The organism is Pseudomonas sp. GW821-FHT09C10, from assembly GCF_059418085.1.
Genome location: NZ_JBWKPE010000009.1, coordinates 205999 through 230874 on the forward strand (window position 1 = coordinate 205999; position 24876 = coordinate 230874).

At 62.5% G+C, this 24876-nt stretch carries 19 protein-coding genes; 6 read left to right on the plus strand and 13 right to left on the minus strand.

The features are described from left to right. Positions 1-72 precede the first annotated feature (72 nt). The 3 genes from AC07OT_RS18650 to AC07OT_RS18660 are packed head-to-tail and all read right to left on the minus strand — an operon-like array spanning position 73 to position 4242. Complete coding sequence (locus tag AC07OT_RS18650) at positions 73-1134, minus strand: lipocalin-like domain-containing protein (protein WP_495108729.1); 1062 nt, start codon at positions 1132-1134, stop codon at positions 73-75. Beyond that, positions 1124-3586, minus strand: a complete 2463-nt coding sequence (locus AC07OT_RS18655) for an ABC transporter permease (RefSeq protein WP_495108730.1) — start codon at positions 3584-3586, stop codon at positions 1124-1126. Before AC07OT_RS18655 ends, AC07OT_RS18650 begins: the two co-directional genes overlap by 11 nt. Continuing rightward, positions 3583-4242: an ABC transporter ATP-binding protein gene (locus tag AC07OT_RS18660; protein ID WP_065940224.1), complete on the minus strand. Its 660-nt coding sequence runs from the start codon at positions 4240-4242 to the stop codon at positions 3583-3585. The genes AC07OT_RS18655 and AC07OT_RS18660 overlap by 4 nt, the downstream gene beginning before the upstream one ends. A 274-nt stretch (positions 4243-4516) precedes the next feature. Between AC07OT_RS18660 and pmrG the strand changes: the two genes are divergently transcribed. The 3 genes from pmrG to AC07OT_RS18675 all read left to right on the plus strand — a co-directional run bounded on the left by pmrG (position 4517) and on the right by AC07OT_RS18675 (position 8560). Continuing rightward, on the plus strand, positions 4517-5191 hold the full coding sequence (gene pmrG, locus AC07OT_RS18665) for a lipopolysaccharide core heptose(II)-phosphate phosphatase PmrG (protein ID WP_253491351.1): 675 nt from the start codon (positions 4517-4519) through the stop codon (positions 5189-5191). A gap of 187 nt (positions 5192-5378) precedes the next feature. Continuing rightward, positions 5379-7034, plus strand: coding sequence for a lipid IV(A) 4-amino-4-deoxy-L-arabinosyltransferase (gene arnT / locus AC07OT_RS18670; protein ID WP_495108731.1), 1656 nt, complete (start codon positions 5379-5381; stop codon positions 7032-7034). Further along, positions 7034-8560: an ArnT family glycosyltransferase gene (locus AC07OT_RS18675; RefSeq protein WP_495108732.1), complete on the plus strand. Its 1527-nt coding sequence runs from the start codon at positions 7034-7036 to the stop codon at positions 8558-8560. Before arnT ends, AC07OT_RS18675 begins: the two co-directional genes overlap by 1 nt. A 43-nt stretch (positions 8561-8603) precedes the next feature. Here the strand turns inward: AC07OT_RS18675 and AC07OT_RS18680 are convergent, their stop codons facing one another. Further along, entirely contained in the window at positions 8604-9062 is a 459-nt protein-coding gene (locus AC07OT_RS18680; RefSeq protein WP_147296022.1) for a hypothetical protein, read from the minus strand. A gap of 245 nt (positions 9063-9307) precedes the next feature. Continuing rightward, complete coding sequence (locus AC07OT_RS18685) at positions 9308-15571, minus strand: amino acid adenylation domain-containing protein (RefSeq protein ID WP_495108733.1); 6264 nt, start codon at positions 15569-15571, stop codon at positions 9308-9310. A 490-nt stretch (positions 15572-16061) separates the two neighbouring features. Between AC07OT_RS18685 and AC07OT_RS18690 the strand changes: the two genes are divergently transcribed. Both AC07OT_RS18690 and adeC read left to right on the plus strand, forming a co-directional pair. Next, positions 16062-16856, plus strand: a complete 795-nt coding sequence (locus AC07OT_RS18690) for a helix-turn-helix transcriptional regulator (RefSeq protein WP_253491357.1) — start codon at positions 16062-16064, stop codon at positions 16854-16856. Next, positions 16856-18277, plus strand: coding sequence for an AdeC/AdeK/OprM family multidrug efflux complex outer membrane factor (gene adeC, locus AC07OT_RS18695; protein ID WP_495108734.1), 1422 nt, complete (start codon positions 16856-16858; stop codon positions 18275-18277). Before AC07OT_RS18690 ends, adeC begins: the two co-directional genes overlap by 1 nt. A 57-nt stretch (positions 18278-18334) precedes the next feature. Here the strand turns inward: adeC and AC07OT_RS18700 are convergent, their stop codons facing one another. Genes AC07OT_RS18700 through AC07OT_RS18715 form a run of 4 tightly spaced genes read right to left on the minus strand, consistent with a single transcriptional unit; the run spans position 18335 to position 20399 of the window. Continuing rightward, positions 18335-18739, minus strand: a complete 405-nt coding sequence (locus AC07OT_RS18700; RefSeq protein ID WP_115487026.1) for a RidA family protein — start codon at positions 18737-18739, stop codon at positions 18335-18337. A 47-nt stretch (positions 18740-18786) separates the two neighbouring features. Further along, positions 18787-19380: a LysE family translocator gene (locus tag AC07OT_RS18705; protein WP_495108735.1), complete on the minus strand. Its 594-nt coding sequence runs from the start codon at positions 19378-19380 to the stop codon at positions 18787-18789. Next, entirely contained in the window at positions 19381-19578 is a 198-nt protein-coding gene (locus AC07OT_RS18710; RefSeq protein ID WP_495108736.1) for a rubredoxin, read from the minus strand. Continuing rightward, positions 19578-20399: an iron-containing redox enzyme family protein gene (locus AC07OT_RS18715; RefSeq protein WP_419480533.1), complete on the minus strand. Its 822-nt coding sequence runs from the start codon at positions 20397-20399 to the stop codon at positions 19578-19580. The genes AC07OT_RS18710 and AC07OT_RS18715 overlap by 1 nt, the downstream gene beginning before the upstream one ends. Before the next feature lie 524 nt (positions 20400-20923). On the opposite strand from AC07OT_RS18715, the gene AC07OT_RS18720 reads away from it, so the two are divergent. Beyond that, a complete protein-coding gene (locus tag AC07OT_RS18720; RefSeq protein ID WP_495108737.1) occupies positions 20924-21121 on the plus strand; it encodes a DUF6124 family protein in 198 nt (65 codons plus the stop codon). A 261-nt stretch (positions 21122-21382) separates the two neighbouring features. Here the strand turns inward: AC07OT_RS18720 and AC07OT_RS18725 are convergent, their stop codons facing one another. The 4 genes from AC07OT_RS18725 to AC07OT_RS18740 all read right to left on the minus strand — a co-directional run bounded on the left by AC07OT_RS18725 (position 21383) and on the right by AC07OT_RS18740 (position 24850). After that, complete coding sequence (locus AC07OT_RS18725) at positions 21383-22315, minus strand: flavin-nucleotide-binding protein (RefSeq protein ID WP_495108738.1); 933 nt, start codon at positions 22313-22315, stop codon at positions 21383-21385. A 79-nt stretch (positions 22316-22394) separates the two neighbouring features. Next, on the minus strand, positions 22395-23279 hold the full coding sequence (locus tag AC07OT_RS18730) for a LysR family transcriptional regulator (protein WP_495108739.1): 885 nt from the start codon (positions 23277-23279) through the stop codon (positions 22395-22397). Next, positions 23279-24199 (minus strand): LysR family transcriptional regulator, encoded by a 921-nt coding sequence (locus AC07OT_RS18735; protein ID WP_495108740.1) that lies wholly within the window; start codon positions 24197-24199, stop codon positions 23279-23281. The genes AC07OT_RS18730 and AC07OT_RS18735 overlap by 1 nt, the downstream gene beginning before the upstream one ends. Before the next feature lie 18 nt (positions 24200-24217). After that, positions 24218-24850 (minus strand): glutathione S-transferase family protein, encoded by a 633-nt coding sequence (locus tag AC07OT_RS18740; protein ID WP_495108741.1) that lies wholly within the window; start codon positions 24848-24850, stop codon positions 24218-24220. Positions 24851-24876 lie beyond the last annotated feature (26 nt).

Consider the following 24876-nt stretch of genomic DNA (forward strand, 5'->3'; position numbering starts at 1 on the left):
AAGCGCAGGTGATCTGAATTGCATTTGGGAAGTTGCCTACTTAACGAAGAAACAGCACCTACAGAAACAACCCTAATATCCGGTCATCTCCAGGTACCCCACCCCACCCTCAAACCGCACCGGCCCTTCCCAGTACGGAATACTCAGGTTCATCCAGGCGGTCGGGTTGACGGCCTGGGTGGTGATATCCAGCTGCTTGCCGGGAATTTTCAGCGACCAGCGTGTGGGAATCTGGCGACCGTCGATCGTCGTGGTGTCCAGCGGTGCCAGTTGGATATCGGCGTTGTGCAGGGTCTGGGTGTGGCCTTCGCGGTCGATCCAGGTGCCGGTGAGGTAGGACGCGCCGTCGGTTTGCCGCACCCGAAACAGCATCAACTGCTCGCCACGGTCCAGGTGCAGGGAGAACCAGTCCCAGCCGGTCTGGCTGGCGGTCAGCGGTTGGCTGCTCCATTCGCGGTCGAGCCAGGCCGGGCCGCTGACCTGATACGTCTGACCGTCGATGCTGACGCTGCCTTCGGCGGTAAAAAAGGGCTGGCTGTAGTAGTACGACGCCTGGCCCTGATCGGATTTGCGGCTGTAGCCGTTGTCGCCTTGCAACACCAATGGCCGGCTGGAGGTGAGGCGCAGGTCGTAGGCAAATTGCGCACCGCTGGCCTTGAGTTGCATGTCCGCCAACGCGCTCGCGGCGCCGGGCTGGCTGGCGAAATTCCAGTCGTCGATCCAGGCGTTGAACGGCGTTGCCTGCGCCCCGGCCTGGCCGACGCCGCCGCGGGCGAAGCGTTCAGCGGCGTAGTGGCGGGTGGCGGAGGTGACGGCGGCGTGGCCAAGCCATACGGTCGAGTCGTGCCAGCCCGCTTGCGTCGGCCCGGCCTTGAGGGCGTTGCGAAACAGCGTCCATTGCACGCCGAACACATTGCCCTGGGCGTCCTTGAGGTTGGCGGTGACGTACCACCACTCGATCCGAAAGCCATGGTGGGGGCCATGGTCCTCGGGAAAGCTGAAGACCCTGCCGGGCAGCACCTGGGCAAAGTCGGCCGCATCACTGCCCAGGCCGGCGAAGCTTTCCTGGGGCGCGGGGACTTTGTCGCAGGCCGCCAGCAGTAATAACGCACACATCAACGCCCTAATCTTCATGGGCAAATGTCCTCAACAAATCCGCCGGACGGCTGCGGTACAGCTGCCACAGCGGCCAGGCCGACGCCAACAACGTGGCCAGCAGCGCCAGCCCCAGCAATTGTGCGAGCTGCCACGGGAACACTTGCAACGGCAGGCGCCAGCCAAAGGCCTGCACGTTGATCACCGCGTCCAGGCACCACGCCAGCAACAGCCCCAGGGGCAATGCCAGCAGCAGCGTGAGCACCGCCAGCAGCCAGGTTTGCCCCAGGTTCAGCAGCATCAATTGCCTGCGCGTCACCCCCAATGCCCACAGCGGGGCGAGTTGACCGAGGCGGCTCTGGCTCTGGGTCAGCAGGCTGATAAACAGCGCTACGCCGGCCACGCCCAAGGTCAGGCTGTTGAGCGCGGCGGTGGCGGCGAAGGTGCGCTCGAACACCTGGCTCGACCAGCCCTTGAGTTGCTGTTGATCGACGATACGGCTGTCTTCCAGGGCAAAGGCGCGCTGCACTTCAGCCACCAGCGGCGCCACGTTTTCCGGCAATACCCGCAGGTTGAATCGCGCCGGCGTCAGTGTCGGCCAGTGGGCCAGCAGGTGCCGGGAATTGACCAGCACGTGGCCCTTGGGGTTGCCGTAATCGGCGTACACCCCCACTACGGTGGGCGACCACACCCCCTGGGGCGTGGGAATGCTCACCGTATCACCCAGCGTAACCCCCAGCCGCCGCGCCAGCTGTTCGCTGAGCATCAGGGTATCGCCTTGCTGCAACTGGTCCCACGGCGCCCTCGCCGCTTCCAGCAACGGCCAGTGCTGGCGATAGGTCTGGTCGTCGACCACGCCAAACAGATCCGCCGGCCAGCCCTGCAATTGCACCGCGACCTGCCAGGTGGGCAACACGGTTTGCACCAACGGTTGCTGCGCCAGCCAGGCGCTGAGTTGCTCTGCCTGGGCCGGGGTTTGCGGGTTGAGGTACAGCTCGGCGGTAAGGCGTTGCTCCAGCCAGTTATTGAACGTGTGACGAAAGCCCGAGGTCATGGAGCCCGCGCCGATATTCGCGGCCAGGGCCAACAGCAGCGCCATCAATGCCAGGCTCAGGGCCGGCAATTGTTGGCGGCAGTCAGCCAGGAACCATTGGCCGAGGACCGAACGGCTGCGCCCCAATACGGCCTTCAACAGCCCATTGAGCACGACCGGCAACCCCAGGGCGGCGCCGAGCAGCAAGGCCGCCATCAACACAAAGCCCGCCGCCAGGCTGTCGCCCAGCCATAACGCCCACAACGCGATCAGCAAGGCCGTAGCCGCGACCCAGCCCTGGCGCCGCAACCAGCGCCCATGGGCCTCGTGCCAGGCCTGGGCGTTGGCCAGCGCCAGCAACGGCAGACGCGCCGCGCGCCACAGGCTGCTGGCGCCGGCAAGCAAGGCGCCGAGCAGGCTCAAGCCCAACCCTGCCGCCCACCACCTGGGACTCAAGCTCAATTGGCCCGGCACCTCGGCGCCATACAAGCCACGCAGGCTGGCGGCCACATCCGGCAGCAACAGGCTGGCCAGCAGGTAACCACTGGCGACGCCGAGCACGCCCCCCAACAGCGACAACGCCCCCAGCTCCACCCCCAGGCCGAGGATCAACATCCGCGCACTCACCCCACAGGCGCGCAACGTGCGCAACAACCCGCGCCGCTGCTCCAGGGCCAGGCCGATGGCCGCGTGCACGATAAACAGCCCCACCACAAACGACAGGAAGCCCAACGCATCAAGGTTCAGGTGAAAGCTCTCGGTCAGCCGCGCGAGGTTATTCTCCTCGCCCTGCTTGAGCTGCAGCCCGGCGGGCGGTGTGGGATGGCGAGCGGCGAAGGCCTTGTCCACCAGCAGGCGTGAGAGCTGGCCGGGCATCTCCAGCAGCGCCTGGGCAAACCCGATATCGGTGAGCAACAGGCCGGGCGCCATATCCGCCTGGACCTGCAACGGCGGCAGGCGCTGCCCAGTCAGCGTGAGCGGTTGCTGGCCCTCGCGCAGCCCCAGGGCCTGCAAGGTGTGCGGTGCAATCCAGGTACGCCCCGGCGGTTCAAAGAAGGCCAGCATCTGCGCCTGGCTCAGGCGCTGCCCCGCCACCACGCCGCTGCCGGGCAACGACAGTGGTTCGATGCCCATCAATTGCAGGCGCACGTCCTCATGCCCCTTGAGTTGCAGCCGCCCCTGCACCACCGGCGACACCGGCCACCCGGCGCGACGCAGTTCGGCAAAGCGCGTTTGCGCGAAACTGGCAGCGTCCGACGCACTGAGGCTGGCCTGGGGTTCGCCGCCGATCAATTGGCTGGCGCGCGCGTAGCTGTCGCGGGCCTGGCTGTTAAGGGCCTGCACCCCGGTCAGCAGCGCGGTGGCCAGCCACAGGCCGGTAAGCACGCTGAAGAACTGCACCGGATGGCGTCGCCAATGGCTGAGCAAGGCACGCAAGGTCCAGTAGAACACCCTCACGTCGGCATGACCTGTCCGTGATGCAGCACCACTTGCCGGTCCAGGCGGGCGGCGATGCGTGGGCTGTGGGTGACCATCAACAGGCTGGTGGGGCTGTCGCGCAGCAGGTCCAGCAGCAGTTGCAGCACCTCGTCGCTGGTGGCTTCGTCGAGGTTGCCGGTGGGCTCGTCGGCCAACAGTAAACCTGGGCGCGAGGCCAACGCCCGCCCCACCGCCACCCGTTGCTGCTGGCCGCCCGAGAGTTGTTCCGGGTAACGCTTGAGCAAGTCCCCCAGGCCCAGGCGTTCGACCAATTGCGCCTGCCACTGCGGATCAAAACGCCCCGCCAGGCGGGCCTGGAACGCCAGGTTGTCGTCGACGCGCAAGCTGCCGATCAGGTTGAACTGCTGGAACACCAGGCCGATTTCGGTACGCCGCCAGTGGGCCAGTTGCGCCTCGCTCATGCGGTCAAGGCGCTGCTCACCTACCAGGATGCTGCCGCCGTCCACCCGATCAAGCCCGGCAACCAAGTGCAGCAGCGTGCTCTTGCCGCTGCCGGACTCACCCATCAACGCCAGGCTGCTGCGCGCTCCCAGGTGCAAGTCGACCCCCGCCAACACCGCCAACGGGCCTTGGGGGGTGGCGTAGCTTTTGAAGACACCTTGCACCTGCAACATGGGAGCACTCATCGGATGGCTGGCAATCGAGAATAACGGCTGAGGATCAAGGCCATGCAAATTTTTCACATGCTTTTCACCGGCCGCCCACCCACCGCACTTTAAATTGCCGGCCATGCGTCACTCGTCGGCAACTTTTTAGTTGTCACGCCTGGCAACTTCTAACCGCAGCATGTTCAGCGAAAAGACAGCCACCCTGTGACAGCCTCGCGCTTCACTTCGGGCACTTGCCGACAAGTTGCGCCTAATTAATACAACACAGCCGATAGTGACCATGGTGAATGTAGTGGTTGACCTTACCCTGATTAAACCACGCTCGCGCCGAGCCTTTTTCAAGCGCCTCAAACCGCTTTGGCTCGGACTTGCCGTGCTCGCCGTGCTGCTCACTTGCGCGCTGTTCTGGCCGACTTCCCCGCGGGACCTTGGCGTGGGCAACCGCCTGTTGACCTCCCAGGTGCTGCCGCTGTGGCGCGACGGCGACCTGATCGTACTGGTGCGTCATGAAGAGCGCTGCGACCGTTCGAGCAACCCGTGCCTGGGCCCGGTGGAAGGCGTGACGATCAACGGCAGCCAACACGCCGAAAACCTGGGAAAAGCCTTTAAATCCATGGGTATGGACGGCACCGACGTACTCTCAAGCCCCGCCATTCGCACGGCCCAGACCTCGCGTTTCATGTTCGGCAAAACCGACATGACCTCCAGCGAACAAGCCGTCTGCGGCAAGGCCATGGGCGAAGAACTGCTCAGCCACAAACAGGCTGGACGCAACCTCGTATTCGTCACCCACAGCGGTTGCATCGCCGACTTTGAAACCGCCCTGGGCTTCCCCCACGCCACGTTTTCCGAGTACGGCAGCGCGCTGTTCGTGCAGGTGCTGGCCAACGGCAAGTTCAAGGCCCTGGGCATCATGAAAAACCAGGACTGGCCTGCCGCGCTTAAACAAATCTAAGTCATTCCCTTCCCGCCGCTACGGCTTATGTTCAGCAAAAAGACAGCCCTGTTCTGGCATGTTTAGTTGCGTCCTTAATTAAGGTCGTTATGACTATTTCCTGTTATTTAGTGACCGCTGTGACGACTTTCGCCATTACTTCATTAGTTGAAAAAACCACCATCAGACGTCAAGGAGCGACGTTTTCATGACTCGCCTGAAACCCCTGCCGGTACTCTTGCTGGCCTTCGTCGCGTTTTATCTGTTGCCACTGGGCCTGCACGGTTTGTGGATACCGGATGAAACCCGCTACGCCCAGATCAGCCAGGAGATGCTCCTGAGCGGCAACTGGGTGGCACCGCATTTCATGGGCATCCGCTATTTCGAAAAACCGGCCGCCGGTTACTGGCTGATCGCCCTGGGCCAGGCCGTGTTTGGCCAGAACCTGTTCGGCGTGCGCATCGCCTCGGCCCTGACCACCGGCTTGAGCGTGCTGCTCGCTTACCTGATCGCCCGTCGCCTGTGGAACGACCCGCGCAAAAGCTTCGCCTGCGCCCTGCTCTACCTGAGCTTTGGCCTGGTGGCCGGGCAAGCGGGGTATTCCAACCTCGATCCGCAATTCACCTTGTGGGTCAACCTGAGCCTGGTGGCGCTGTGGTTTGCCCTCGACAGCAGCACCCTGCGCAACCGCCTAGGCGCTTGGGCCGTGTTGGGTTTTGCCTGTGCCATGGGGTTCATGACCAAGGGTTTCCTGGCGTGGGCGCTGCCGGTGCTGATTGCCGTGCCCTATATGCTCTGGCAGCGGCGCCTGGGCGAGTTGCTGCGGTATGGCCCGCTGGCCATCGGCGTGGCTGTGCTGGTGTGTTTGCCCTGGGTGCTGGCGATCCACACTCAGGAACCGGATTTCTGGCGCTTCTTTTTCTGGAATGAACACATCCGCCGCTTCAGCGCCGACAACGCGCAACACGTGCGGCCTTGGTGGTTCTTCCTGCCGATCATGGCGGTGGCTTGCCTGCCGTGGGCCGGGCTGCTGCCCAACACCCTGTACCAGGCCTGGAAAGAAAAGCGCCAACCGGCAATCGCCTTCCTGGCCCTGTGGTTGCTGCTGCCCCTGGGCTTGTTCAGCCTGAGCAACGGCAAGCTGCCGACCTACATCATGCCGTGCCTGCTGCCCCTGGCGTTGCTGATGGGGCATACCCTGAGCGAGCTGGTCAGCCAGGGCAAAACCCGCACCCTGCGCCTCAATGGCCTGCTCAACTTCGTGATCGGCATGGCCGCCATGGTCGGGCTGATCTACCTGCAAATCGCCCGGCCGCTGTACAGCAACAGCCATGCCGAGATGTTCAGCCTGTCCCTGGCGTTTATCGTGCTGCTGGGCTGGATACTTGCCAACCTGCTGCAGGCCTTGCGTCCGCTGACGTTGTGGGCAATGCCGGCCCTGGGCATCGGCTTGCTGGTGATCCTGCTGCCGGCGAGCATGCCGGCGCAGATCGCGGATAACGAAATGCCCGATCAATTTGTGCTGGAGCATCTGGATGAGTTGCAGCAAACGCACGCGCTGCTGAGCAATGAACTGGAGAGCGCCAGCGCCTTGGCCTGGCGCCTGCAACGACCCGACGTGGCGCTGTATGACACCGAAGGCGAGTTGCGCTACGGCTTGCGGTACGCCGGTGCGGTCACACGCAAAGTGGAGCTGGAACAGGTTCAGGGCTGGCTCAAAGAGGCGCGCCAGCACGGCTCGGTCGGCGTGCTGCTGCGGGTCAACAGCACCAGTGAAATGCGCGAGGCCGGGCAATTGCCGCCCGGAGGCAAACGCTACTACAAGGGCTACCTGGAACTTATCCTCTACCCACAGGCGCCATGATGCCGGGTTATTTCAAGACCGAACGCGGCGCCCTGCTGCTATTGCTCGGCGTCTCGGCCCTGCTGCTGCTCACCGGCCTGGGCGCGCGTGACCTGTGGGGCCCGGAAACCCGCTGGGCGAATATCGCCTTGCAGATGCTGCAGAGCGGCGATTATTTCGACCCGTACCTCAAGGGCGTGCCCTATTACGACAAACCCCTACCCTCCTACTGGCTGATCACCGGCGCGGCCCACCTGGTGGGGGGCCTCGGCCCCTGGTCGTTGCGCCTGCCATCGGTGATCGGCGCGTGGTTGAGTGTGTGGCTGGTGTACCTGATCGGCGAACGCCTGTTCCGCAAGGGCACCGGGCTGATCGCCGGCTGGATGCTCGCCACCACGTTCTACTTCCTGTTCTGGGCCCGCGTGGCCACGGCGGATGTGCTCACCGTGTGCGGCGTGCTGGCGGCCGTCGCCTGGTATTGGCGCGGCCCCGACGACACACGGCTGTGGCGCTACACGGTGTTTTTCCTGTTGCTGGCCCTGACGTCGTTGTTCAAAGGCCTGATCGGCTTCGTGCTGCCCGGTCTGGTGCTGTTGCCGCACCTGCTCGGCGAACAGCGCTACAAGCGCCACCTCAACCTGCGCCTGCTGCTGGCCGTGCTGATCGCCGCCGCGGTGTACGCCGTGCCCTTCGTGCTGTCGCACGTCTACGGCGCCCCGACCTATGGCGCGAGCGGCCTGGCCTTGGTATTCCGGGAAAACGTGGTGCGTTTCTTCGACCCGTTCGACCATATGGGGCCGATCTACACCTACCTGATCTACCTGCCCGCCTACACCCTGCCCTGGACGCCGTGCTGGCTGCTGGGCCTGTGGCTGGCCGTGCGGCACTGGCGCCACACCCCGCCGAACGTGCGTTGGCTGGTGTGGGGCCTGGGCCTGCTGTTTGTGTTCTTTACCGCCAGCGGCAGCCGGCGCAGCTACTACGTGCTGCCGCTGGTGCCGTATGCCCAGTTGCTGGCGGCGTGGTGGCTGAGTGAACGCATGTTGAAAAAGCCCGCCAGCTGGCCGCGCTGGCAGAAGGCTCTGGGGATCGCTGCCGCACTCATGCTGTTGATCCTCGGCGTGGCCTATCCCTGGTCCAACGGCGACGGCGGCGTGACCCGCTTCGCCGAAGAGGTGCAAGCCGAGGCCGTGAAAAGCGCGCCCTGGAATCAATGGCAGATGGTGCTGGTAGAGGTCGATAACAAACTGCCGATGTACCTGCAAAATGGCGGCAAGCCGTTCTACTACATCGCCGAGACCCAGGACTTTCCCCGCCAGGGTCACACCGCCGCCTTCATGGCCTGGCTGGAAAAAACCAGCGGCCAGGCCTTCGACCCGCAACGTACGATCATCGTCGCGCAGTTTTCCAAGGATGACCCGACGCCGCTGGCATTCCTGGGTGCGGATCATCAGGTGATCAGCACCCAGCCGGCCAACGGCGAGCGGTTGTTTCAGAAGCGTGAGGATGGGAGTGTGGCGTTTATCCCGAGACCACGCCGACCGTAGGTGAGCGACGTGGGCAGCGGATACAACCGCCAGTAAAACCCGATTATTTTTGATTCAGGGCGGAATAACCTTCCTTGCTGAAGGTAACCAAGCGGTCTACCTCGGATTTCTGATCCAGAGTTCCATCACCTGGCGACCTGCTCTGATGCCTGGATAGACTCGGATCGCTATCAATGTAGTTGACCGCATGCGCCAAGCGATAATTCGCATCGGCACGAGACTCAGGGTCTTGGTTGTCAGAGGTAAAGTCGCCTACCTGTTGCTTCAGATTGTTGGTCAGCCTATCTCGGCTCTCTCGCCCATTAGGGGTTGCATCGTCGCTTCCCGACAAAATTGTCCGGTTCAGGATAGGGTTATCGTATTGGATTTGCTGAGCGTTGCGCTGATCACCCTCCGGCCTACGCTCGTCACGGGTCGGCAGGCCTGGCATCTTCTCACCTGAGACAGCAGCTGCTGCGTAAGGGGAGGATTGAGAAACGGAGTTACCAATAGAAAGAGTCATATACACCTTTTTTATCAACATTAAATTGCGCCAACACGGTGCTCTTAACGCATACCGGGGCACGGAACCTTATTGGTGAACGCAAAGAAATGGTTCCGTAACAGGTGAGATTGACGTTCACTGCTTCGATGAGAACCTTCCAGTACGTCGTAGGCTGGATCGCCCAGACGAAGACAGTCCCCTCCTCTTCCAATCGGTAATCGACCTGCTGACAGCCAGTTCCTGCAATGACCGCATTGCCGCTTTCAAATCCTCCGGCGGCGATTAAGTTGAGGGATCGCAGTGTCGGGTACGTCCACCCGCTTCACCTGCGTCACTGTACGCACCGCAAGCTGGGCCAACGTCGGGTGGCTGAACACGCTTCGCGCGTCCACCTCCAGCCCGGCCTTGCGCATTCGCGCCACCAGGTTCACCGCCAGCAGGGAATGCCCGCCCAATTCGAAGAAGTGGTCGTGGCGCCCTACCCGTTCCAGCCTCAAGACCTCAGCCCAAATACCGGCCATCAATGCTTCCACTTCGCCGACCGGCGCTTCGTAGCCACGGCTAAGCACCGCCGCCAGCCCCGGCTCCGGCAATGCCTTGCGGTCGAGTTTGCCGGCGGGGTTGAGGGGCAACACCTTCAACTGCACGAAGGCTGCCGGCACCATGTATTCCGGCAACTGCTCCAGCACGTGAGCACGCAGGTCTTCCAGGCTCGGCGCCGGGCCGCGAAGGGTGAAGTACGCGAGCAGACGCTCATCGCGGATCAGCACCGCCACCTCACGCAAGGCCGGATGCGCGAGCAGGCGCGATTCAATTTCTCCCAGTTCCAGGCGCACGCCGCGCAATTTGACCTGGAAGTCATTGCGCCCGAGGAACTCCAGGTTGCCGTCCGGGAGGTAGCGCACCAGATCCCCCGTGCGATACAGCCGGTCGCCAGCCACGAACGGGCTGTCGATAAAGCGCTCGGCCGTCATCTGCGGCAATCCCAGATAGCCCCGGGCCACGCCGACACCGCCGATATGCAGCTGGCCGCTGACGCCTATGGGCACCGGCGCATCATGTTCGTCCAACACATACAGGCGGGTGTTGTTGATGGCCCGGCCAATCGGCAGTTGCAACGCGGGCACCGGTGCGCCCGGTTCCAGGGTCCAGGCGCTGCTGTCCACCGTGGCTTCAGTGGGGCCGTAGACGTTATGCAAGCGCACCTTGGGCAAGCGCGCCTGCACGCCACGGGCCAGGGCCTCGGTGAGTTCGCCGCCGCCGCACAGCACGTCGGTGAGGCTGGTGCACAGGGCGGACTCTGGCAGTTCGAGGAACTGCTGCAACATCGCCGGTACGAATTTGATCACGCTGATCTGCTGCTCGCGAATCACTTGCGCCAGGTAAGCCGGCTCGCGATGCCCATCAGGCCGCGCAAGGACCAGGCGCATGCCGCTGGCGAGCGGCCAGAACAGCTCCCAGACCGAGCCGTCGAAGCTGAACGGCGCTCGTTGCAACAACGCACCGCCCTCGGCGTTGGGGCATAGCCGAGAGCCCCAGTGCATGAGGTTGCCCAGGCCACGATGCTCGATCATCACGCCTTTGGGCCTACCGGTGGAGCCGGAGGTGTACATCACGTAAGCCAGGTTGGCGACGGTCAGCCCCGGCACCGACGGGTTGCCATCCGGCGCGTGATGCCAGGCGCAGTGGTCGAAGTCGATCACCGGAATTGCCACCTCCCCCGGCAAGTCGCGGGTGGCCGCGTGAACCAGCAGCGCGACAGGCTGGCTGTCCTGAAGCATGTACGCGAGGCGTTCGCGGGGGTAGCCGGGGTCCAACGGCACATAGGCGCCGCCCGCCTTGAGGATGGCCAACAATCCCACCACCAGGTCCAGACCGCGTTCGACGCACAGCGCCACGCGAGCGTCCGGCTGCACACCGCGTTCGCGCAGGTGGTAAGCCAGCCGGTTGGCGCGCTCGTTCAGTTCCTGGTAAGTCAGCTGCAACGCCCCGGCCTGCACGGCCACGCCATGGGGAACGCGCCGCGCCTGGGCCTCAAAGAGCGCCTGGACGGTGAGGCTTGCGGGGTAATCAATTGCGGTGGCGTTGAAAGCCTGCAGCAGGGTGTGCAGTTCGCTGGCGGGCAGCACCTGCACCTCACGCAACGGCATGTGCGGGGCGTTTTCCAACCCATCCGCCAGGTTGACCAGGGTGGTTTCCAGGTAGTCCAGCACGCGCTCGGCGCCTACCTTGCGCGGGGCCTTGGCCTTGAGCTGAAAAGCACCGGGGCTGTCGTCCACGGTGAGCATCAACGGATAACTGAGGACGTCTTCGGCGCTGACCAGAGCAATGCCCGGCACCAGGTTGAAGTCACGCTCGGCGTCGGTGTGCCGGTAATTCAACAGGCTGTTGAACAGCGGCGCCACGCTGCAGCAGCGCTGCGCCAAAGCCAGCGACGCCTGCTCATGGGCGAGCAACGCGCTGAGACGGGCATGGGTGTCGCGCAGCGCATCGGTCACGTTGCGTCCGGCCAGGTGCAGGCGCAGTGGCAGGGTGTTGATGAACATGCCCAAGGCGCGGTCGGCGCCCTCGCCGGCCTGTAAACGGCCGAGCAGGACGGTGCCGAACACCCCGTCATCGCGGCCCGCCACGCGGCTGAGGACTTGGGCCCAGGCCAGGTGAAACAGGCTGGCCGCGCTGACGCCCACGCCACGCGCCTGGGCACGCAAGCGCAGCGTGAGGGCGGCGTCCAGGGTGCGGACCGCTTCTTCGGTGTCCGCCCGGTTGGCCTGGCGCGCCTGCACGCCGAAGGCCAGGGTCGGCTCGTCGAGATCCCCCAACTGCTCGCGAAAGAACGCCTCGTGGGCGGCCTGACGCGTCGTTGAACGAGACTGCGCCAGCGCATTGCGGTAAGGCACCGGCACCGGTAATTGCCCCTGTTGGCCGAGCAGATGAGCGCGGATTTCCTGCATCAGAATCGTGGTCGACGTCGCGTCGTTCACCAGGTGATGAAAGCGCAGCCGGGCGACCCATCGCGCGGGTTCTTCGGCATACTCCAGCGCCATCAACGGTGCCTGGCGCAGATCCAGCGGCGCAGCGCCTTCGTTCCAGGGAAGCACGGGCAGGCGCGCCTCGCGCCACACCACCTGCATCGGCTGCTCCAGTGCCTCCCAGGCCAGGCTGGTGCGCAGGATGTCGTGGCGGTCGATCACCTGTTGCAGGGCATGGGCAAAGGCGTCCAGTTGCTCGCGCTGTTCGAAGCTGAACAGCGCCTGTTGCTGGTACGGGTCGTGGTCGTCAGTGAGATGGTGGTAGAGCAAGCCTTCCTGCAACGGCGCCAGGGGGTAGATCTCCTGCACGTTGGCCGCACCGCCGGGAATGTCGGCAACGATGCGATCAATACCGGCCTGATCCAGCTCGGCCAGGGCCAGCAGGTCCGGGGTGATATGGCTGCACTGCGCCGGTATGCGATTGGCCGGCACATCTATGTCGCTGCCGGTACTCACCGCGGCCAGGGCCGCCAGTGTCGGCTGGCCGAACAGCACCTGCACATCTGCGTGCAAGCCGGCCTGGCGCATGCGCTGCACCAGGTGCACCGCCAATAAGGAATGCCCGCCCAGTTCGAAGAAATGATCGTGGCGCCCCACCTGCTCCACCTGCAACAGCTCGGCCCAGATCTGCGCCAGCAGCGTTTCCGCCCCCTCTCGCGGCGCTTCGAACACGCGCGTCACGAACGCCGCCTGGGTCGGCGCCGGCAGGGCCTTGCGGTCGAGCTTGCCGTTGGCAGTCAGGGGCCACGCCTGCAGTGGCATGTACGCCGCTGGCAGCATGTAGTCGGACAACGAGGCTTGCAGATGGGTGCGCAGGGTGTCGATGGCCACGGCCTGGCGTGGAATGAACCAGGCGAACAATTGCCCCTGGCGAGACAGCACCACGGCCTCCTGAACATCCGGGTGGGTGGCCAGGGCGGCTTCGATTTCACCCAGTTCGATGCGCACGCCACGGATTTTGACCTGGTCATCATTGCGGCCCAGGTACTCCAGCTGGCCCTCGGGCAACCAGCGCGCCAGGTCGCCGGTGCGGTACATGCGCCCCGGCGCGAAGGGGTTGTCGAGAAAGCGTTCGGCGCTCAGGTCCGGGCGGTTCAGGTAACCCCGTGCCACGCCTTTGCCGCCGACGTACACCTCCCCCACCACGCCGATGGGCACCGGCCGTTGCTGCGCATCCAACAGGTACACCGTGGCATTTGCGACGGGCGCGCCGATGTGCAACGGCCGGCCCACGTCGACGCGGCCGGAGGTGGCGACTACCGTGGCTTCGGTGGGGCCGTAGTTGTTGATCACCGCAAAGGGTTGCGCACGGGTGAAGCTGCGCAGACGGTCACCGCCGATCAGCAAGGTATGCAGGGTGGGGTGAACCAGGTCCTGGCTGAAGGCGTATTCGGCCACGGGCGTCGGCAGGAAGCACACATCCAACGGCTGCTCGCGCCACCAACCGAGCAGCGCGTCAATGTCTTCCGCGCCGTCGTGAGCCGGTGGCAGATGCAAGGTCGCGCCCACGCATAACGCCGGCCAGACCTCCCAGGCCATCGCGTCGAAGCCAAATCCGGCAACGCTGGCGGTATGGCTGCCCGCGTGCAGGTTAAAGGCCTGGCAGTGCCAATCCACCAGGTTGACGACGCTGTGGTGCTCGACCATCACACCTTTAGGCAAGCCGGTGGAGCCGGAGGTGTAAATCACGTAGGCGAGGTTCGACGGTTCGACCCTCACGCCAGGGTTGCTGCCAGGGCGAACAACCGGCCGATCCAGCGCAATCACCGGTATCGCCAACGCCGGCAGGCGTGGCAACAGCGCCTGCTGGGTCAACACCGCCACCGGCGCGCTGTCCTGCAGCAGGTAGTTCAAGCGTTCGGCGGGGTGGGCCGGGTCGATCGGCACATAGCAGGCGCCGGACTTGAGAATCCCCAGCAGCCCTGCCAGGGTCTCCAACCCGCGCCGGGCCAGTACAGCCACGCGATCATCCGGGCGAACACCGTGCGCGATCAGTTGATGGGCCAGGGCATTGGCCTGCTGGTTGAGCTGGGCGTAAGTCAGCTGGCGATTCTGGTAAATCGCAGCGACCGCATCCGGCGTGCGTAGTGCCTGGGCTTCGATCCGCCCGTGCAGGGTGTGTGGCTGCGCGCTGGGCTGGACGGTAGCGTTCCACCGTTGCAACTGGGCCTGTTCGGCAGGCGTGACCAGGGAGAACGCGCCAATCTGCAACGCGCTATTCTCCAGCCCCTGCTCCAGCAATCCGCTCAGCCGCTGCGCCAATGCGCGCACTTCGTCGTGCTGGAAGTATGCCTCGTTGTACACGCAATGCAGGCACGCGGTGCCCTGGTGACGGTTACTGCGCAGGTGGATGGCCAACGGCAGCGGTTCGTGGAGGTTGGAGACTTTGATCGCACGGGCCTGGGTGGCGCCGTAGCGCAGCTCATGGTCGTCCTGTTCGAAGGACACCGACACCTCAAAGAGTTGGCCGCGCTGCGAACGGTGCAAGCCCAGTTCACGGTTCATCTCGCTCAAGGGGAAACGCTGGTGGCGCATATCCTCCTTGAGCCGGTCGCGCACCCCGCGCACCAGGGCACCGAACGGCAACTGTTCATCGAACTGCAACTGCACGGCACTGACCTGGGCAAACAGCCCCACAGTCGCCCGAAACCGCGCGTTGGAGCGGTTGAGTATCGGCAGGCCCACCACCCAATCCTGACGCTGGGCGGTGCGGGTGAAATACACATACAGCGCCGCCAGCAGCACATGAAACGCCGAGGCCTGGTAATGGTTGCCCACCTGTTCCATGCGGGTGAGCAAGGCCATCGGAAAGCCTTGCACCAGGGTGTTGCTGCCGGCCTTGGCGTTGTGCCGGGGCGTGAGCAGCGGCTCCGGTAATACCGGGTATCTGTCCAACCAATAGGCGCGGTCGCGGGCGAAGCGTGCCGAGGCGTGATAGCGCTGGTCGGCGTCGATGAATTCGACATAGGACGGTGCCGGCGGCTCCGGTGGCCGGCCTTGCTCCAGCGCGGTGTACAGGTGCGCCAGGGATTGCAGCATCTGGCCAAAGCCCCAGCCGTCGAGGATCACATGATGGGCCTGGGTGCCGAGGCGGTAGTGGTTGTCGTCGAGTTTGACCAGGAAGAAACGGAACAGCGGCGCGCCTTCCATCTGATAAGGCAGGGCCATCTGCGCGTGCATCAAGGCCTGGCTCGCGACCTCGGGGTCGGGCAGCGCGCTGAAATCGTGCAGTGCCACTTGCGTCGACAACCCAGGGGCAAAGGTTTGTCGAGGCAAGCCGTCGGCGTCACTGTGCAACTGGGTGCGCAGCGCATCGTGCCTGGCCACCAGTTGCTCGACAGCACGCTGAATCAATTCACGGTCCACCGAGCCTTCGAAGTCGACGTAACCGCCGATGTTATACAGCGGCGAATCGCCCGCCCGCAGTTGGTCGAGCCAGATGTCCTGTTGGGCAGCGGTGAGGGGAAAGCTGGCCGGCAGGCTGGGAAAATGCTGCATAAGATCCTTCTCATGGGTATCAGGCACTGGCCGCGCGGGGAGCCCGTCAACGGCGAAATTGCCGGATTTGAGCATTGGAGGTCGCGAGCTGTCTGTCACCCTAAACCCGGACATCCAAACGGATGGATCCGGGTTGACTGAAGGTTCATTGCTGAAACGATTAAAGCCCTGTAGGAAATTGGCTACATCTACTCGCTACCAGCTTTTCAGACGCCGCTTCACGAATGAATATTTTATTTTAAATATCAATAACTTAATAACTAATAAATATTTTACATCGCTTTTCGTAGGCGGAATCACCTCTCAGAAACGTCGAATTAATGACGTTGTTTTTATGGCAGGTTGTGTCCCTCGTTTCCGCTACATACGTAGGACAGATCCCCTGGCCAAATGAAATCCAGAGTGCCGACTCTCGTTCATGAGGAACGAATCGCCCCCCACAGGCCCAGGGAGTTCGTTGACGGTTTTCGACATCAAGGATGAGATGGCTATGAGTTTGAAACGCAGCATGGATAACACGCAGAGCCCGAATTTCTACGCCGAAATGGGCGAGCTGATTGCACACAGCGGCCATGAGGAATTCGCCGCTCACATGTTGCATCTGGTCTGCAAATGGGTGCCGATCCACCTGGTGGATCTCAGTGAATGGACCCTCGACGAGCCGCGCGACCGTGTGCTCGATATCAAGCTTCTGGGCAGCGCTGGCCAAAAACAGGACCTGCCGCCGCCCCTGGCCCTGCGCCCGCCGGATGACCACCCGCTGCTGCGGGAAATGCTCGGCATGCAAGACCCGCTGCTGATCCAGATGAATGCTAAACCCGACAGCGCCCATCCTCGGGGTACCTCGCACCAGTGCAATCTGGTGTCACGCCAGGGCAACCGGCGCTGCGTGATTTCATGCTACCGACCGCCGACCCAGCGCGGTTTTTCCCTGGCCGAGTTATCGTTTCTCAAGTGCCTGTCGGACACCCTGTTGCCGCTGATCGAGCGCCACGCGCACGTCCTGCGCCATGCGCCACATGCCCAGGCGGAGCCGGCCCATACGCTGCTTGAGCAATCACGCTTGCAGCGCGAGTTCCACAAGCGCCTGTCCCTCGGCGAGATCAGCCTTTCGGCCCGCGAACAGGAAGTGTGCCTCGGCCTGTTGACCGGCGGCACTGTGCCGCAGATCGCGGAAAAACTCAGCGTGAAAAACAGCTCCATCGAAACCTACCTCAAGCGCGCCGCCGCCAAGCTGGGCGTGAGTGGCCGGCATGGCCTGGCTAAATGGATGGTGGGGGCCTGATGGACACACGCACCGTCGCCAGCATCGGTATGGCCTGCATGCTCGGGGGCTGCTCGCTGATCCCCGAGTACCAGCGGCCCGAGGCGCCAATGCCCGCGCAGTATCCCCAGGGTGGGGTCTACCGCCTCGCCCAGGCCGGCAACAGCGATCCGGCGTCGGACTGGCAGCAGCAGTTCCACGACCCGGCGCTGCAACAGTTGATTCGCGACGCCCTGGTCAATAACCGCGACCTGCGGGTGGCTGCGCTGAATGTCGAAGCGTTTCAGGCGCAGTACCGCATCCAGCGTGCCGACCTGTTCCCGGCGGTGTCCGCCACGGGGGCCGGCAAACGCCAGAAGCTGCCGGGGGATGTCACCGGCACGGGCAAGTCCGCGATCACCTCCAGTTACTCCGCCACCCTGGGGCTCAGTGCGTATGAGCTGGACCTGTTTGGCCGCGTGCGCAGCCTCAGTGAACAGGCGATGCTCACCTACCTCGGCACGGAAGAGGCCCGGCGCAGCACACAACTGAGCCTGGTGGCCAACGTCGCCAACGCCTACCTGACCTGGCGCGCCGACCAGGAACTGCTGGCCCTGGCCCAACAGACCCTGGCCGCCAACGACCACAGCCTGCACCTGACCCGCCGCAGCAAAACCGCCGGCAAAGCCTCGGCCCTGGACGTGGTGCAGGCGCGCACCAGCGTCGAAAGCACCCGCGCCAGCGTGGCCCGCTATGCACGCCAGGTGGCCCAGGACCTCAACAATCTCACCCTGCTGGTGGGCGGCCCGGTGGATCAAAGCCTGCCAGCGCGCCCGTTGGCTGACGACCAGGTGGCGCGGCTACCGGCCGGCTTGCCATCGGCCCTGCTGCAACGCCGCCCGGATATCCTCCAGGCCGAGTACCAACTGCGCGCCGCCAACGCCAACATCGGCGCGGCGCGCGCGGCGTTTTTCCCATCAGTCAGCCTTACCGCCAATGCCGGCAGCACCAGCACCGAACTGTCGGACCTGTTCAAGGGCGGCACCGGCACCTGGACCTTCCAGCCGCAGATCAACCTGCCGATCTTCAACGCCGGCAGCCTGCGCGCCAGCCTGGACTACGCCAAACTGCAAAAAGACATCAGCGTCGCCCAGTATGAGAAGTCCATCCAGACGGCCTTCCAGGAAGTCGCCGACGGCCTGGCCGCACGCCAGACGTTTACCGACCAGCTCAACGCCCAACGCGACTTCGTCGCCGCCAACCAGGCGTATTACGACCTGGCCCAGCACCGCTACCGCAGCGGGGTGGACAGCAACCTCACCTTCCTCGATGCCCAGCGCTCGCTGTTCAGTGCGCAACAGGCGCTGATCGTGGACCGACTGGCGCAACTGGTGGCGGAGGTGAATTTGTATACCGCACTGGGTGGTGCCTGGGCGCAAATGCCCGCGCTGGCATCGTGGTAAGCCGGTTTGCTCGTTCCGTGGCGAGCTCGCTCGCCACGGAACCGTGAGATGAGGCGCTTATTTCAGCGCAATCACCGCCTCCGCCTCGATTTCGATCAACCACTCCGGCAACGAAAGCCCACTGACAATAATCCAGGACGACGGCGGCGGGTTATGGGGGAAGCGCTCACGCAGCGCCTGGGCGATGAGCTCCTGCCGATCACGTGCGGACTCGACGATATACAGCCGCAGCATTACCACATCGGACAAGTCACCCTCGACCTCCGCCAGGATTTTTTCGATATTGTCCAACGCCGTATCGGTTTGCTCGGCAATGCCTGGACCGACCGTACGCTCCTGGGCATCCACACCTACCTGGCCGGAAAGCAGAATACGCCGGCCATCAGGCACTTCGATGGCTTGGCTGAAGCCGTATTGCAGGGAGTTGAATACGCTCTTGGGATTGATGACCTTGGGTTGCATGACGAGTCCTTGTTGTCGGTAGGAGTGCAAGGCTAACGTTAAAAGTCTTACGTCTCCAGAACGCGAGCCAACTGCCAGGCAGCAAAAGCAATGAGACAACCTCCGCTGACGCGGTTCAAAAAGCCGAAATCGAGCGGGTCAGCAAGCGCCCTCTTGATCATTGCACCAACGAGCGCGTACAACATCTGCCCCGACAATGAACCCAGCAGAAAACCCAGCAAATTCAAGTACATTCCATGCCTATAGAGCAGCGCCTCACTGGCGATGACATAGGAAGAGATCGCAGCGATCGTTAAAGGGCTGGTCAACGTCAGCAGGAAAACCGGGATGAACCCTGCTGCTCGTTTGGCCAGGGAGGTGGCTGCGGATTTCTTGAAAGTGATTACGCCCAAATAAAAGAGGTAGGCAATCGCCGCCCACGTTAGCAATTGGCTGTTGGCGGCCCAAAACGCTTCAACGGCTCGCAACCCCGCGAAGGCGACAGCTGCAAACACTGCATCTGCAACTGCCGCCCCGAAAACCGCAGGTAAAGCGCTAAGGAAGCCGAAGGTGAAGGACTGCCTGAAAATGATGAAGGCTACCGGCCCAAAGCTTATTGAGAGCGCTGCCGCAAACACCATAGGACTTAGAAAAGTCTGCATCTAAATCACAATTTCTTTGAACATTTTTTTCTCTGCATGGCAGTGCGGACACCGAAATTTCTCCCCTATTTCCTCCCACGTTGTTCCAGGTTCAACGTTAACTAACGACTCACCCAAGGACTCCAAATAAACGTAGTGACATATTTGACATTCATAAGCTTTCTCCATATATACACCCCACTTACCCATAACTACCATCAACCGACTAGACGCCGATTTAAAGCAGTAAACATCTGTTCAAATCCATTCATAAACGCCATTGCTCCACGCATTGCCTGTGGTGCGATAGCTGGGCTCTTCTCCATATATGAAATTATGATTTCACGCCCAGTCGCCACATGCATAGGTTCCACCTCACAATGAATAGAAAAAAAAGCTAACACGGGATCATCTACGTCCGCCAAACCGTAATGACTAGCGAACTTTTGAAACCCTTTAAGAAAATATTGAAACTCTCTCGACGAAGTCATCTCCGACGCCAGATGAAAGCCCAGCGCCTCACCTAGATATTCAGACCTATACATTCGATGAGTATTATTCCCCATTGCTGTACCTTCAGGAAGTATGTAATTAGAATTAAATAACTCAGCGTCGGACAACCCTAAATGGCTTGTCAGCTGTTTGAACATCTGGTGATGGGTTGGCAGCATATGTTCACTATGCTGCTGCAGACCATACTCATCAACTGAAGCGTAGAGAATATGTGCAGCCTTAGCAGTTCCATTCCACATATCCTCCTTTATCCACTCATCCGTAACACGTGATGCTAAAGCAACGATACCTGCCGGAACGTCTTTAAAAAAAGCCCAAATCGTTGCAAAAAACAGCGCCATATCTTGATGACTCAATGGTCGACTAGAAATAATCGCCCCAAATTTCTCAAGCTCATTAATAGCATTATGCCTAATTATTGCTCCTGCAATCTCATTGTAGCCCGCCTCGCACACTTTATAGATCTCGTTACGTGTAGCTCTTTCATTCTCACCAGCCCGAATAACAGCCATTCTTCGAATAGTCACAAACACCTTCCTTAACCTTATTAAAGATTTAAGAATCGAAAAAAAACACCTACGCCCCAAAATTATTCACAATAAAAAAAACATATCAACAAAAAATAAGACATTTCAAATTGAAATATTTCCAATACATAGAGCCAAGCATTTAAAAAAAACAAACAAAACACAAAAAATATAATAAAAATATAAATACAAGCCAGATAACCTACATACAAACCCATAATATCTGTAAGAAACTTCTCGCAATCACGACCAAGAACAATAACCTTCGCGGGCACTTTTTTCATGTCCGCGATAAAGTGTTATGGCGGCTGTGCGCGGGGCACCTTCGGGTGCGCTGGGTCCTGGGTCCGGTCTTCCACACCTGCATACAGTCACCACCCATCATGTGGAAGTGATTGTGGCGGCTCCTTCAACTCCAGAAGCAACCGTATGAAAAAAGTCACACCCCGCCCACCCTCCACCTCGGATGACCATCCGCAAATCCCCCCGATGTCATCCGTCCCGGCCTGAGTACGGAAGCCGCCTTGAGCAACGCCAGCGAGATGCTGGAATCGGCTACGGTCTGCGCGTACGACTGCGCCGAACGCCTTGACAGTCACCACCGCAGGCAGGTGCTGGCAGTGGTGCAGATGATCGAGATTGCACAGTTATTGGTGGATGAAGCCCTTAACCGGGAATGCCGGTGCCCTGATCACACAGCGCAAATCCAAGCAGCGCAGTAAAGCCCCCTGTGGGAGTTGTCGAGCTTCAGCGAGGCTGCGATGGGGCCGGATCAGGTGGTCAATTCGTCCGCATTCTTGTGGCGAGCGGGCTTGTCTCGCGTTGGGGTACGAAGCGCCCCTATGAAGATGAATGAGGTGTATCAGGCATGCCTCTGCGCCTGGTTTGGGGGCCGCTGCGCAGCCCCACGCGGGACAAGCCCCCTCACCACAGAGGAAGTTCCCCCGTTTGATCTTCAACAGGCCGTGATAAATACGCTGACGCTACCAACCGCCCATCGCCAGGCTGAACGGCGAAAACTCCGCGAACTGCCAGCGCAAGGCCAACGCCGCCGGGCGGCGGACCACGTGGTCCACGGTCACCGTCCAGAGCCGCTGCGCGCCCTCGAAGCGGGCGACTTCAGGGCCGTCGAGGATCAGCGAGGTATGCCCCGCGATCTGCAGCACATCCCCCGTTTCAAAGTCGATAAACAACAGCCCCGCCACCGGGTTGGCCGCCAGGTTGCCCAAGGTGTTGAAGAACAGGTTGCCGGCAAAATCGGGGATGGTCAGCACGTCGCCCTCCACGCGCACGAAGCCGGTATTGCCGCCGCGATGGGAGACGTCCACCGAACGTTCGCCGTCGACCTCCACGTAGCTGGCGACGAAGAAGGTGTCGGCGTTGCGGATCATGCTTTCGGCAGCGGCGTCCAGGCCGTCAAGACGCTCGGCCTGGGTGCCGGGTTTACGCGCAATCCCATCGACCGGCCGCAGCTGGATGTATTTGGGGCAATTGCCGTAGGTCTGCACCACGTCGACCAACAGCCCCTCGTGATCGAGCGCGCCGATACGCCCATTCATGCGGTTGCGCCGCCGGGTGTTGAGGTCGATACCCAGCAGGCCCACGGCGGCGCCCTTGTGCAAGGCGGCGCGGGCCGGGTCGCTGGCAGAGGGCAGGCTGTCAATCTGCAACATATAAGGGTCGGGAGAGTGGACGAACCCCGGCGCGCCTTCAATCAGGGTCGCCCAGGGAATCCCCTGTTCATCCACCACGCCAAGCATCAGGTAGGGCAACAGCGGATAGAAATTCCGATGCTGCTCCGGCAGGTGATCGCGTATCACCTTGGGCCCGACCACCGCCATGCGCTCGGCCACGCCGACCGCTGCTTGTAACTGCCGTTCGCCGGCATGCCAGGGGGACTGTTCAATAGGGTTCATGGTGATCACCTCCAGTGGGTTGGCCCCATGCTGCGCCCCGCCAGCCAAACGCAGAATACCCAGCCCAGGCAATCCACTGTTACGCCAACTGAAATGCCGGATGCTCACGCAGCGCCGCCACGCAATGATCGACAAAACTGCGCACACGCATCGGCCCATGGCGCCCTTCGCCGTACACCACCTGCACCGGCAGGGGCGCTGGCTCATAGCCCTGCAGGACGCGGCATAACTGGCCGCTGAGCAGATGCTCATGCAGCGGATAGCTCAAGCAACGCACCAGCCCCGCGCCCTGCACCGCCGCATTGATCGTGCCTTGCACCGTGGCGCAACTCAGCCGCGCGCGGGCCTTGAGCTGGCAACCCTGGAACGCCCAATGCACCGGGTCGGCAGTGGCGATCAGGCGATGCCGCTTGAGGTCGTCCGGGTGTCGGGGTTCGCCGTGCGCCGCGAGGTAAGCGGGACTGGCGCAGAGGACCTGTCGCACGTGCCCGACCGGCCGCGCGATCAGTGAGGAGCTGGGCAACTCGCCGACCAGGATCGCCACGTCCAGCCCCTCTTCGTGCAGATTGGGGTAATAGTCGTGGTAGTGGGCGGTGAGCTGCACCGCCGGGTAACGATCCATGTAGCTGGCCAACAGCGGCGCCATCACATAGCGGCTGAACAGCAACGGCATGAACACCCGTAGATTGCCCTGGACCTGTACATGCAAGCCCTTGGCCGAGGCTTCGGCGGCGTCCACGGCGGCCAGCAGCCGCACGCAGTCGGCCATGTAGACAGTGCCCGCGTCGGTAAGGCTGACACCCCGCGTGCTGCGTTGCAGCAACGGTACGCGCAGGCGTGCTTCCAAGCGGGCAATCGCACGCATCAACGTCGGCGCCGAGACCTGGGCTGCACGTGCGGCCGAGGCCAGGCTCGGTTGCTCGGCCAGCGCTGCAAACAGCTGCATATCGCGATAACGCTCCATCAAGCGCGCCGCTTCATCGCCGGATTCAAGGCCGTGTCCTGGCCCAAGCGATGGCTGAGGAAATCCACAAAGGTGTGGATCTTGGCCGGCACGCGCGCGCTTTTCTGGAACACCACCTGGATCGGCAACGGGGCCGGCTCGAAGTCCTCGAGGACAATTTCCAGCTCACCGGCCGCCACCGCCGCCGCGACCTGATAGGACAGCACCCGCGTCATCCCCCAGCCCAGGCGCGCCAGGTTGATCGCTGCGTTGTTCGCCGAGACCACCAGGCGCGGTTCGATGGGCACCGTCAACGGCTGGCCGGCGTCGACAAACGCCCACTCACTCACCAATCGGCTGGAGGACAGGCCGACGATCTGCGCCGCAGGCAATTGCCCGGGGTGCCGGGGGCGGCCGTGCTGGTCGAGATAGCCGGGCGAGGCGCAGACCACCCGGCGTACCTCGCCCACTTTGATCGCCTGTTGCCCCGGCTCATGCAGATGGCCGATGCGCACAGCCACATCGATACCCTCGTCGGTCAGGTTGACCACCCGATCCACCAGCAAGGCATTGATATTCACCAGCGGAAAACGGTCGAGGTACTCGCCCAGCACCGGCGCCACATACAACTCGCCAAACAGTACCGGTGCGGTCACCGTGAGGTGGCCGCAGGGGATCGAATAACTGCCCGCCGCCGCTTCTTCGGCTTCGTCCAGCTCGGCGAGGATGCGCCGGCAATCTTCGAGATAACGCTGGCCGGCCTCGGTCAGGTGCAGGCTGCGGGTGGTGCGTGCCAGCAGCTGGGTGCCGATGCGCGCTTCCATGGCGGCGATGGCCCGGGTCACGCTGGGGGGCGAGGTGTTCAGGCGGCGCGCTGCGGCGGCAAAGCCCTCCTCCTCGGCCACCGCCAGGAACACCTGCATTTCGTGAAATCGGTCCATCGATGCGCCTCAGCAACGTTAATGTGATTGCAACCCTACCGCCGTACGCGGCATGCCCACAAATCCCGGCAAGGCCTCGATGCTGGCAAGCCAGGCGCGCACCTTAGGGTAGTCGGCCAGCGACACATTGCCTTCCGGCGCATGGGCCACGTAGGTGTAGAACGCCACATCGGCGATGCTCGCCTGCTCCCCCGCCAGGAAGCGGGTTTCGCTCAGTTGCTGCTCCACCAGTGCCAACAAGCCATGGGCACGGCTGATCGCCGCCGCCGCATCCACATCGGCACCGAACACCACGGCCAGCCGTGCGGTGGCGGGCCCGGCGTGCAGCTCGCCGGCAGCCGCCGACAGCCAGCGCTGTACGCGCGCCTGCCCCACCGGGTCGCTTGGCAACCATTGGCCCTTGCCGTATTTCGTGGCGAGGTAGACCAGGATCGCGTTGGAGTCCGCCAGTACGGTGCCGTTGTCGTCAATCGCCGGGACTTGGCCGAAAGGGTTGATGGTCGCAGTGAAGTCAGCGCTTTTATGCGCGCCTTGCTTGAGGTCCACCAGGATGAACTCGCTGGGCAACCCCAGCAGGGACAGCATCAGCTCGGCCCGATGGGAATGGCCGGACAAGGGGAAACCATAGAGTTTGATCGCAGGCTGGGACATGTAAGGCTCCAAAGGGTGGGGTTTTG

Bases quoted from the DNA above. Each gene is read 5' to 3' on its own strand.
- AC07OT_RS18650 (WP_495108729.1), bottom strand. From the start codon at position 1,134: ATGAAGATTAGGGCGTTGATGTGTGCGTTATTACTGCTGGCGGCCTGC.
- AC07OT_RS18660 (WP_065940224.1), bottom strand. From the start codon at position 4,242: ATGTTGCAGGTGCAAGGTGTCTTCAAAAGCTACGCCACCCCCCAAGGC.
- pmrG (WP_253491351.1), top strand. From the start codon at position 4,517: ATGGTGAATGTAGTGGTTGACCTTACCCTGATTAAACCACGCTCGCGC.
- arnT (WP_495108731.1), top strand. From the start codon at position 5,379: ATGACTCGCCTGAAACCCCTGCCGGTACTCTTGCTGGCCTTCGTCGCG.
- AC07OT_RS18675 (WP_495108732.1), top strand. From the start codon at position 7,034: ATGCCGGGTTATTTCAAGACCGAACGCGGCGCCCTGCTGCTATTGCTC.
- AC07OT_RS18680 (WP_147296022.1), bottom strand. From the start codon at position 9,062: ATGACTCTTTCTATTGGTAACTCCGTTTCTCAATCCTCCCCTTACGCA.
- AC07OT_RS18685 (WP_495108733.1), bottom strand. From the start codon at position 15,571: ATGCAGCATTTTCCCAGCCTGCCGGCCAGCTTTCCCCTCACCGCTGCC.
- AC07OT_RS18690 (WP_253491357.1), top strand. From the start codon at position 16,062: ATGAGTTTGAAACGCAGCATGGATAACACGCAGAGCCCGAATTTCTAC.
- adeC (WP_495108734.1), top strand. From the start codon at position 16,856: ATGGACACACGCACCGTCGCCAGCATCGGTATGGCCTGCATGCTCGGG.
- AC07OT_RS18700 (WP_115487026.1), bottom strand. From the start codon at position 18,739: ATGCAACCCAAGGTCATCAATCCCAAGAGCGTATTCAACTCCCTGCAA.
- AC07OT_RS18705 (WP_495108735.1), bottom strand. From the start codon at position 19,380: ATGCAGACTTTTCTAAGTCCTATGGTGTTTGCGGCAGCGCTCTCAATA.
- AC07OT_RS18710 (WP_495108736.1), bottom strand. From the start codon at position 19,578: ATGGTAGTTATGGGTAAGTGGGGTGTATATATGGAGAAAGCTTATGAA.
- AC07OT_RS18725 (WP_495108738.1), bottom strand. From the start codon at position 22,315: ATGAACCCTATTGAACAGTCCCCCTGGCATGCCGGCGAACGGCAGTTA.
- AC07OT_RS18730 (WP_495108739.1), bottom strand. From the start codon at position 23,279: ATGGAGCGTTATCGCGATATGCAGCTGTTTGCAGCGCTGGCCGAGCAA.
- AC07OT_RS18735 (WP_495108740.1), bottom strand. From the start codon at position 24,199: ATGGACCGATTTCACGAAATGCAGGTGTTCCTGGCGGTGGCCGAGGAG.
- AC07OT_RS18740 (WP_495108741.1), bottom strand. From the start codon at position 24,850: ATGTCCCAGCCTGCGATCAAACTCTATGGTTTCCCCTTGTCCGGCCAT.